Here is a 9,655-nt window from a genome sequence, read left to right as displayed (position 1 = left end):
GCAGGGATGGAGCGAGCGAATAAGGCACTGGAGGTTCGCAATGGGGTACCCGGCGGGGGTGGGAGCGAACGATTAAACCATGGAACTGCGCAATCGGGCGCACGGCGGTCGGGTGGGCGAGGTCGAATAGAGCCCTGGCCGATAGTATCGTCCTCAGACGACGGAGTCGCTTTTCTTACTGTTCTATAAAATCAATGGAGAGCCGGGCATTTGGCAGGGAGCTTGTATCTTCGTCAGGACTTGGCGGAAAAAAGACAAATTCGGATAACACAGTAGTACAATATAAACATTGTTAAATTTCGTTTATCCGCTATAATGGGTGGAGAATCCAGCTAGATCATCTGCGCCATAAGCAGCCAGATCGCAAGGAAGAGAGGTGCTGCCGGTCGTTGAGCGGAACATGGCCGAAGGTTGTCTGTTTTTTGTCTTTAAGTGAGGCGAAGTGAAGCGCAAACGTGTGTAACCGTTTTACAGATTTAACCTACAGGAGGCTTCCCTAATGGATAAAATCAAAGTCGCCGTCATCGGTTGCGGATCGATTGCAAACGGTTCTCATATCCCGGCTTATATGGCGAATCCGTCTGCGGAGATCAAATATTTTTGCGACATTCGGCTTGAGCGGGCCGAGCAGGCAGTGAAAAAGAACGGCTGCGGTCAGGCGATAGCCGATTACCGCGTCATTCTGGACGATCCCGAAATCGAAGCGGTGTCGATTTGCACGCCGAACGACGGCCACGCGCCGATCACGATCGATTGCTTGCGCGCGGGGAAAAACGTGCTCTGCGAAAACCGGCCGCCCGTACATACAGCGAGGCGCTGGAAATGCAAAAAGTCCAGCACGAAACCGGAAAAATTCTCAATATCGGCGTTGTGAACCGCTTCAATTCGGGCGTCAACCTGATCAAGCAGATCATTGACGACGGCGAACTGGGCGAGTTGTATCACGTCTATGTCAGCTTCCGCGCGCACCGATCCATCCCGGGACTGGGCGGGGCATTCACGACAAAAGCGATAGCCGGAGGCGGCGCGCTGATCGACTGGGGCGTCCATTTCCTCGACATCGTCATGTACTGTACCGGCGATCCGAAGCCGAAAACGGTCAGCGGGCAAGCCTACTGCAAGCTGGGACGCGATATGCGGAACTACGCCTATGTCGACATGTGGGCCGGTCCGCCGGACTACAACGGAACGTATGACGTCGACGATTTCGTCACTGCCATGATCCGGACGGAAGGACCGTCTATTACGCTTAACGGCGCATGGGCGCAAAATATCGGGGAATCCGAAATGTATATCGATTTTCTTGGCGACAGAGGCGGCATCCGCCTCCAATACGGTTCCGATTTCAAGCTGTACAGCGCGAAAAACGGCGTGCTGCTGGAGACGAAGCCGAAGTTCAAATCGGTCAACATGTTCCAGAACGAAATCGACAGTTTTCTACGATCGGTTCGCACGGGCGAGAAGCTGCCGTCCCATATCGATTCGGCCATTCTTACATCCCAAATTATTCAGGGCATTTATGATTCGTCCGATCAGGGCAGAGAAATCAGTTTCGTGTAACGGTAGAGAAAAACAGAGGGAAGGCAGAGGAAAGGTAGAGGAAAGGCAGGGACCGGCTCATGAAAACGATCGGTTTTATCGACTACTATCTCGATGAGTGGCATGCCAATCAGTATCCCGCCTGGATTGCGAACGCGACCGGCGGCGCCATGCGGGTTGCTTATGCTTACGGAAAGAAGGATGCGGATGGCGGCAAGACGAACGTCGAATGGGCAGCGGAAAAAGGCGTCGAGCTGCTCGATTCGATCGAAGCGGTCGTAGAGAAAAGCGACTATCTGATCGTCCTCTCCCCCGATCATCCGGATCAGCATGAGGAATTGGCGGAGCTTCCGCTCCGTTCCGGCAAACGGACGTATATCGACAAAACGTTTGCGCCCGACCGGGCGGCTGCGCTCCGTCTGTTCGAGCTGGCCGACAAGCACGGAACGCCCCTCTTTTCCTCCTCCGCCCTGCGCTTTGCGTCGGAGTATGCGGCGGCCGAGAAACAAGGCATAGACAGTATTTACAGCTCGGGACCGGGGCGTCTCGACAATTATTCGATTCATCAGATCGAACCGATCGTCATGCTGATGGGAGCGGGAGCCGATCGGGTGATGTACACCGGCACAGGAAAATTTCCCGCTTTGCTGATCGGCTATCCGGACGGAAGGCAGGCATCCGTTCAGCACGGCGGCTGGGAATGTCCGTTCCATCTGACGCTGAATTACGATAACGGGCATTCCGCTGTTCTGAAACCGGAGTCGGACTTTTTCCAGTTGTTTATCCGCCAGCTGACCGCGTTTTTCGAGACGGGTGAAGTGCCGGTGAATCCGTCCGAGACGGTGGAAATTATCAGCATTATCGAGCAGTCCCTGAAAGCGGTCCATACGCCGCATCAATGGGTCAAACTGCCGTCCTAGACGATGAATCGGAAGAAATATTCGGGTTGCCGCTTTCATTTTGACCATTCTTTTTTCGAACAACCGCTGCAGTTCGGCGCAATCGAGCTGTATCAGATCGGCGAATTGTGCTGCGAGTGCGGTTATGAAATCGGCCCGCACGAGCAGATTTGCCATGAACTCAGCTATATCGTTTCGGGAGAAGGTTATTTTACGATTGGCGGCAACCGTCTCAAAGTCGGGGAAGGGGACATTATTTTTAATCCGGCCGGCAGCACGCACGCGATCGAAGCGGATTCGTCCAGCATGCTCCGCTACATTTATATGGGGTTCCGCATAAGCGCCGATGCGGATGAAGCGTTTGCCCGCATCAACAGCTTTTTCGAGTCGGCGCCTTATTTTCGTTCCAAAGATACGCATAATGTTTTGATTCCGTTTTTGCGAAATATCGACGAATTTTATTCGCGCGACCCTTATTCTCATGTCATGATCCGCAACTATTTCGAGGAAATTATCATTTTGACGTACCGGACGTTTGCCGCGAAAAATGTGGACGCGCCGCGTTATACGCCTCGAAAGGCGACGTATTCCGTCGGTTTTGCCGTCTATTCGGTCATCCGGTATGTGGAGAACCATATTTTCGAGTTGAAGTCGATCCGCGCGATGGCCGACGAGCTCGGATACAGCTATACGTACTTGTCCCATGTTTTTAAAGACAAAACCGGCATGACGCTGCAGCGCTATATTAATTATAAAAAATCGAGAAAGCTTTGGAAATGCTGAAGTACGGCGATATTCCGATCAAGCAGGTAGCCCGGCGGCTCAATTACGAGACGCTGCAATCGTTCAGCAAGGCGTTCACGCGCATTATGGGCTATCCGCCTTCCCGTTACGCCGCGCAGCAGCGCGGACGGGAAGCGGAGGAACAGTCGTCGGCTAACGGTTGAATCCGTCCGCGCGAATATAAAGGCCGCCCCGGCAGATGCCCCGGAGCGGCCTTTCGCTTTCGGTCACAAGTAGATTTCGCAAACTTCGAGCGACCGATCGATGCTCAAGTCGACGAACCGGTCGTCCAAGCGGATGAGCGGCCGGAAAAATCGGAAGGATGAGTCATGACGATAATGCCCGTTTCACCGGAGGACAGCTTTACCCGTTTGCCGATAAAGTTCGGGATCATATGGCGGATAAACGTATGCGTCGTGTGCGCGTCCAGCTCTTCGAAGCTCATACGGTGCAGTTCCTGCAAGACGTACAGCAGATCGCGCTTTTGCTGATAAACCCGTGCGGATATCATGGCGCTGTATACATCGGCAACGGCGATGATTTTGGCATACGGATGAATATCCGCCCCATGAAGTCCGTGCGGGTAACCGGTGCCGTTCATTCGTTCATGATGCTGCAGCGCACAGATCGCCAGATCGTCTTGTCCGATGTACGACGATCGAATGATGTCGTAGCCGTAAACCGTATGCTGCTTGACTCGTTCGAACTCTTCCTCCGTCAGACGCCCTGGCTTGTTCAAAATTTCCGCTTCGATCCGGCTCTTGCCGATATCGTGCAGAAACCCCGCTTTGCCGATGCGCGCCGCTTCCTTCTCCGGATAACCGAGCCAAGTCGCCAAATAATGAGAGATCATACCGACCTGAACGGAATGCTGGTAAGTATAGGCGTCTTTCGTATTGGCAAGCAGAAGAATGGAAACGATGTCCCGCTCCATCTGAAATTGCTCGACGAACGGAAGAAACGCTTGTTCGACCTGCTCGTCATCGATCATCCCGTTTTGCAGCGCTTTCATAAACAGTTGCTCGGTTTCCCGGACCGATTGCTCATACACCGGTTGGACGGCCGGCAGCCATTTCGGATTGAGGTCCGACTCCAGCGTTCTCCCCGGAGGCTGTTCATCCGGCCGAGATTCGATATTGACGTAGTCGATTTGATGCTGAAACAGTCTGGAAATTTCATACTCGCCCAGCACCGTTCCTTTGGACAGCACATGAAGACCGTAGCCGTTAAATGTGTCGTTCGTTAATCGGTCCCCGTTCCTCAATTCCGTCACATGTACTCTCATCCGCGACACCTCTGATCGGAAGTTCTGCTTGTTCGCCATCTAGTTCTATGGTAGCAACAATCCTTTCAATTTACAATAAGAGGATAAAGTGTTTTTTTGCGCCAATGCGGTCGAAGCTGCGCCATAGGGGGCGAAAGCTTCAGCGCCGGTCGAAGCTGCGCCAAAGGGGCGGAGCTTCAGACGCCGAGAAGCTCCGCATAGACGCTGCGGGCGACGGCCGGGTCGTCGGTTCCTTGTATGAGCGCCCTGCCGTCCGGGAACAGGATGAAAGTTAACGTCTCGCGCACACGCAGCTTTACAAGGTACGGATTGCGTTCGACCGGTCCGGCCAATGCCAGACGGGCCGCCAAGCCGTCGAGACTTAGCTGCGGACGTCCGGGCGGAATAATTTGCACCGTTTGTTTGCCGCACAATCGGGTGGACGCATGAACACCGCCGCCCTCCAGCATCTCGAACCGGCGCAAGGCGCAAGTAGGGCAGTCGCCGCGCTTGCCCGTATTTGCTGCCAGCGGCATCCAGCCGTTCGTCCACACATCGACTTGGACGAGCTCCTTGCGCATCGCTTGCCGGTTTTCGGACAACCATTTGAGCGCTTCGGCCGCCTGCAGCGATCCCACGATGTCGACGACGGGCGAAAACACGCCCGCGGTTTCGCAAGTGTCCAGATCGCCGGCCGCGGGCAGTTCCGGAAACAGGCAGCGCAAGCAAGGCGTTTCGCCGGGAACGAACGTCATCGTCATGCCGCCGCTGCCGACCGCGCCGCCATAAATCCACGGAATGCCGTTCTTCACGCTGTACTCGTTGATCAAATAACGTACGGTCATATTGTCGGTTCCGTCCAGAATGAGCGGATAGCCGCCGAGCAGTTCTTCGGCATTGGCGGCGGACAGGTCGGCGGAGACCGGCTCGATCGCGACGGCGCGATTGACCGCTCTCAGATGCGCGGCGGCCGCTTCCGCCTTCGGCATCGTGCGGCGCACATCCTCTTCGTTATAGAGCGTTTGGCGCTGAAGGTTGCTCCATTCCACGATATCCCGGTCGATCAGGCGCAGCCTGCCGACGCCGGACCGGACAAGATGCTGGGCGATGACGGAGCCGAGGGCGCCCAGGCCGACGATAACGGCGGAGCTGTCCGCAAGGCGGCGCTGGCCGTCAGATCCGATGGGCGCGAAACGGATTTGCCTGGCGTACCGGTCTTCCGCCGAAGGCTGCATACCGGCCGCGGTCATCGCTGTCCGCCCCCTGTTTCGTCCGGACCGGGAGACAGCGGATTCCAGCCTCCCTGCTGGTGCCCGACCCATTCCGATCCGTCCTCCCATATTTCTTTCTTCCAGATCGGCACGATTTGCTTCAACCGCTCGATCGCATACCGGCTGGCCTCGTAGCAGTCGGCGCGGTGCGGCGTGGAGACGGCGATGACGACGCTGATGCCGCCGATTTCGACGGGGCCGATGCGATGCGCGATGGCGCAGCGCGCGCCCGGCCAGCGATCGTTCAACTCGCCGGCGATCTGCCGCATCGTCATGACGGCCATCGGTTCGTAGGCTTCGTATTCCAGGCGAAGCGTCCGCTTGCCGTTCGTCCATTCGCGCGTCGTTCCGACGAAAACGAGTGACGCGCCGTGTTCCGGCGCGATAACGCGGGAGACGACATCTTCGACGACGAGCGGCTCGCGCGTGACGAAAAGCGCGAATCGCCGGATGAGCGGTCCGCTTCGCCCGCGGCTGATTCGCCGCCTGAGACAGGCGGCAGAAGCGCCAGTTCGTCCCGTACGGAAACGCGGGCGTCATCGGCTGCATAGGCGCGATTGCATGCGACGAAGGAAAGCCGGATCAGTCCTTCTTGGTCCGGATGAAGCTCGGCGAGCAGCCGTTTCAGTTCTCCGGCCGTCATGGCCTCGCGCGGATCGGCGAACGTAATTTCATCCGCTCCGATCCGCTCCGGCAAGCCGGCGAACAGGCGGATTTTCCATTCGTATGTCATGGCTAACGACCTCTTCTGCATGAGATATGGATGCTGTTTCAGCATACCATAATCGTTCTAAAAATGTTATGCTAAGAAGACGGAAAGGGGGCGTCGCCATGCTGCGGGACCGATTCGGAAGAGTACATGATTATTTGCGGATTTCCGTCACCGACCGCTGCAATTTGCGCTGCATGTACTGCATGCCGGAGGAAGGGATGGCCTTTGCCGATTCCGCCGAGCTGCTTACATACGACGAAATCGAAGAGGTGGTGTCCGTTGCCGCCGAGCTCGGCATTCGCAAGCTGCGAATTACGGGCGGCGAGCCGCTGGTCCGTCCCGGATTGGACGGACTGATCCGGCGTCTTGCGAGCATTCCGGGCATACGGGATATCGCCCTGACGACCAACGGGCTGCTGCTCGGCCGGGCGGCGGCTTCGCTCAAGGCCGCCGGGTTGAACCGCGTCAATATTAGTTTGGACACGCTGGATCCCGCCCGTTTTCGGCTCATCGCCCGGAACGGCGAATTGAAGCGTGTGCTGGAAAGCATCGAAGCGGCGGCCGATGCCGGCCTGACGCCGATCAAATTAAACTGCGTGCTGCTGCGGGGCATTAACGAGGACGAAATCCCGGCGTTTTTACGTCTTGCCTACGAGCGGCCGCTTCATATCCGGTTTATCGAATATATGCCGATCGGACATGACGACGAAAACTGGAAAAACCACTACTTGCCGCTTGGCCGGGTGCTGGAGGTGGCGGAAGCGGAAGGCTACCGGCTGTTCCCGATCCGCGAGCGGACGGCGAGCGGCCCTTCGGACGATTACGGCCTGGAAGGCGGGGCCGGTTCGCTTGGCTTGATCCACCCGGTAAGCGACCAGTTTTGCCGCCGCTGCAACAGATTGAGGCTGACAGCGGACGGCCATCTGAAGCCTTGCCTGTACTGGGTCGACGAATTGAATGTCCGGCCTGCGATCGGCGATCGCGAGGCGTTGAAGGCGGTGTTTGGCCGGGCGGTCGATATCAAGCCGGAAAATCATGAGATGGCCGCCAAGCTGTTCGGCGGCGCGCAAAGCCATAAGCCGACGGAGCGGCGCATGTCGCAAATCGGAGGTTGAGAGCGCGATGGAACGAACGGTGCGAACGATACGGATACGGCACGAGAACATCGGTGAGGAACTGACGGACGCCGAAGCGATGGCCGCTCTCGCCGGGGAGACGTTCCCGATTCGCGAACGGGTGCCGGAGGCGGCGGGCGAGGCGTTCGATTGGCTCTCCTGGTATGCGGCCTGGCGCGCAGCGCGCGGGTTGACGGCCGGCGATGCCGGGCCGACTCATCTGAAGCTGGAGGCGGCGGACGGCTTCGAGGCGATCGTCCCATGGGAACAGCTAAGCGGCGCCGCAGTCGTATTCGCAATGGACGGCGGTCCGCTCGCCAAAAACGGACCGCTTCGATTCTATGTGCCGAACGGGACGAGCAAATGCTTGAACGTGAAGCAAGTCATCGGAATTTCGATAGAGCGCGACCGAAATTTCCGCGGCGAGGCGTCCTACGGATTCAAAACGACGTTCCAGCCGGAGGAGCTTCGCAAAGGTGTCTGATGAGTAAAGGCCGAATGGACCAAGGGGGCGAATGGAAACCAGATGCGGCGAACGTTGAACGAATCCATGAAAGTGCTGCTGCTGCACAGCAACGACATTCATAGCCGGCTGGAGCAGGCTGCCAAAATGGCGGGATATATCGCCGATCAGCGCCGCGTTTACGGCAGCGATCGCGTACTGGTGTCGATTGCGGCGACCATATGGATCGCATGCGCCTGGAGACGGAAGGCAGCGACGGGTTGGTTAACATCGAGCTGTTGAACGCTGCCGGCTACGAAGCGTTCGTCCCCGGCAACAACGAAGGGCTGACCTATCCGATGGGCAGTCTGGCCGAATCGCTCGGCAAGCGGGCGCGATTTGCCGTGCTTGGCGCGAATATGCGCGTAATGGCAACGGGCGAGCGCCCGGAATGGCTGCAGCCGGGTACGATCGTGAAGAAGGGCGGCTTGTCCATCGGATTGATCGGGGTGACGGCCGCCTTCGCCGATTTCTACAAGCTGCTTGGCTGGCAGGTGACCGATCCGCTCGAAGCGGTAAGGGAGCAAGTGCGGGCGATGAGGTCCCATACGGACGTGCTTGTCGTCATGTCGCATCTCGGCTTGCCGCTCGATCGGCGCATGGCCGAGGAGATCGAAGGGATCGACCTGATCCTCGGCGGACATACCCACCATCTGCTGGAGGAGCCGCTTGTCGTCGGCCGTACGACGATATGCGCCGCCGGCAAGTTCGGCGAGCGCATCGGGCGCGTGGAGATCGGCCTGGATCCGGCCGGTTCGCGCCCGGTTTTCCGGGCGGAATGCGTCCCGGTCGCCGCATTCCCGGAAGACGCGGCAGCTGCCGGCATTATCGGCAGCTACCGCGAGGCGGGCGAGCGCCGCCTGAGCCGGGTTATCGCCCGGCTCGACGCGCCGCTGCCCGCCAGCACCGAGCGGGAATCGCCGCTCGGCAACCTGCTCGCCGCCGGATTGCGCCGCCACGCCGATGCCGAGATCGGCATCGTCAATGCGGGGCAATTGCTCGGCGGCCTCGCCAAGGGCGACGTGACGGCGGGGCAGCTTCACGCCCTCTGTCCGTCGCCGATCAATCCCTGCCGCATGAAGCTGGCAGGGAGCCTCATTCGGCAAGCGCTGGAGGAATCGCTGCTTGACGAATTTACGGCGATGCCGATTCGCGGCTTCGGTTTCCGCGGCGAAGTGCTCGGCGCGCTTGCCGTGGACGGCCTGGACATCGTATACGACCCCGACGGACCGGATTACGGGAAGATACGCTCCATCTCCGTCAACGGCAGCCCGTTCGACGAACGCCGCCAGTATGTCGTCGGCACGATCGACATGTTCACGTTCGGCGTCGGGTACAAATCGCTGCGCGAAGGCCGGGAAATCCGCTATTATTTGCCGGAGTTCATTCGGGACATTGTGGCGGATTGTCTCGGCGACCCCGATTTGATTAGCCGCTGCAGGCAAAAACGTTGGAAAGCCGTCGGGACGTAGCGCAATCGTTCGATAAAATATTCAAAACGTACTCACAATACTTGCCTGGCTTTCCGATGTCAATGATATAGGTGAGGAGACAGTCACGGGAAGGATAC

General features: G+C 58.0%; 10 protein-coding genes and 2 pseudogenes. 8 read left to right on the top strand and 4 right to left on the bottom strand.

Annotation, left to right across the window (positions count from 1 at the left end):
• Positions 1-499 precede the first annotated feature (499 nt).
• The 4 genes and pseudogenes from PACILC2_RS20915 (at position 500) to PACILC2_RS20900 (ending at position 3,385) form a co-directional block, all read left to right on the top strand.
• A pseudogene (locus PACILC2_RS20915) lies at positions 500-1,560 on the top strand (Gfo/Idh/MocA family protein).
• 59 nt (positions 1,561-1,619) lie between these two features.
• A complete protein-coding gene (locus tag PACILC2_RS20910; protein WP_062491692.1) occupies positions 1,620-2,459 on the top strand; it encodes a Gfo/Idh/MocA family oxidoreductase in 840 nt (279 codons plus the stop codon).
• A 3-nt stretch (positions 2,460-2,462) separates the two neighbouring features.
• On the top strand, positions 2,463-3,221 hold the full coding sequence (locus PACILC2_RS20905; RefSeq protein ID WP_213530612.1) for an AraC family transcriptional regulator: 759 nt from the start codon (positions 2,463-2,465) through the stop codon (positions 3,219-3,221).
• Complete coding sequence (locus tag PACILC2_RS20900; RefSeq protein WP_213530610.1) at positions 3,215-3,385, top strand: helix-turn-helix domain-containing protein; 171 nt, start codon at positions 3,215-3,217, stop codon at positions 3,383-3,385. Before PACILC2_RS20905 ends, PACILC2_RS20900 begins: the two co-directional genes overlap by 7 nt.
• Positions 3,386-3,448: 63 nt before the next feature.
• On the opposite strand, the pseudogene PACILC2_RS20895 reads toward PACILC2_RS20900, so the two are convergent.
• From PACILC2_RS20895 to PACILC2_RS28925, 4 genes and pseudogenes are all read right to left on the bottom strand, one after another.
• Positions 3,449-4,506 (bottom strand): annotated as a pseudogene (locus PACILC2_RS20895) (HD domain-containing phosphohydrolase).
• A 176-nt stretch (positions 4,507-4,682) separates the two neighbouring features.
• Positions 4,683-5,735, bottom strand: coding sequence for a ThiF family adenylyltransferase (locus tag PACILC2_RS20890; RefSeq protein WP_244863699.1), 1,053 nt, complete (start codon positions 5,733-5,735; stop codon positions 4,683-4,685).
• Positions 5,732-6,142, bottom strand: coding sequence for a molybdenum cofactor biosynthesis protein MoaE (locus tag PACILC2_RS28930; protein ID WP_307860668.1), 411 nt, complete (start codon positions 6,140-6,142; stop codon positions 5,732-5,734). Before PACILC2_RS28930 ends, PACILC2_RS20890 begins: the two co-directional genes overlap by 4 nt.
• Positions 6,028-6,489 (bottom strand): MoaD/ThiS family protein, encoded by a 462-nt coding sequence (locus PACILC2_RS28925; RefSeq protein ID WP_307860667.1) that lies wholly within the window; start codon positions 6,487-6,489, stop codon positions 6,028-6,030. Before PACILC2_RS28925 ends, PACILC2_RS28930 begins: the two co-directional genes overlap by 115 nt.
• 98 nt (positions 6,490-6,587) lie before the next feature.
• Here PACILC2_RS28925 and moaA point away from each other — a divergent pair, with 98 nt between their 5' ends.
• The 4 genes from moaA to PACILC2_RS20870 are packed head-to-tail and all read left to right on the top strand — an operon-like array spanning position 6,588 to position 9,557.
• Positions 6,588-7,583: a GTP 3',8-cyclase MoaA gene (moaA, locus tag PACILC2_RS20880; protein WP_213530608.1), complete on the top strand. Its 996-nt coding sequence runs from the start codon at positions 6,588-6,590 to the stop codon at positions 7,581-7,583.
• 7 nt (positions 7,584-7,590) lie between these two features.
• Positions 7,591-8,067 (top strand): hypothetical protein, encoded by a 477-nt coding sequence (locus tag PACILC2_RS20875; protein WP_213530606.1) that lies wholly within the window; start codon positions 7,591-7,593, stop codon positions 8,065-8,067.
• Between the two features lie 42 nt (positions 8,068-8,109).
• A complete protein-coding gene (locus tag PACILC2_RS28920) occupies positions 8,110-8,328 on the top strand; it encodes a hypothetical protein (RefSeq protein WP_307860666.1) in 219 nt (72 codons plus the stop codon).
• Positions 8,268-9,557, top strand: coding sequence for a bifunctional metallophosphatase/5'-nucleotidase (locus tag PACILC2_RS20870; RefSeq protein WP_307860665.1), 1,290 nt, complete (start codon positions 8,268-8,270; stop codon positions 9,555-9,557). Before PACILC2_RS28920 ends, PACILC2_RS20870 begins: the two co-directional genes overlap by 61 nt.
• The last annotated feature ends 98 nt before the right edge of the window (positions 9,558-9,655 follow it).

This window comes from Paenibacillus cisolokensis, assembly GCF_018403665.1.
GTDB lineage: Bacteria > Bacillota > Bacilli > Paenibacillales > Paenibacillaceae > Paenibacillus_AH > Paenibacillus_AH cisolokensis.
This window is presented reverse-complemented; position numbering and strand designations above follow the sequence as displayed.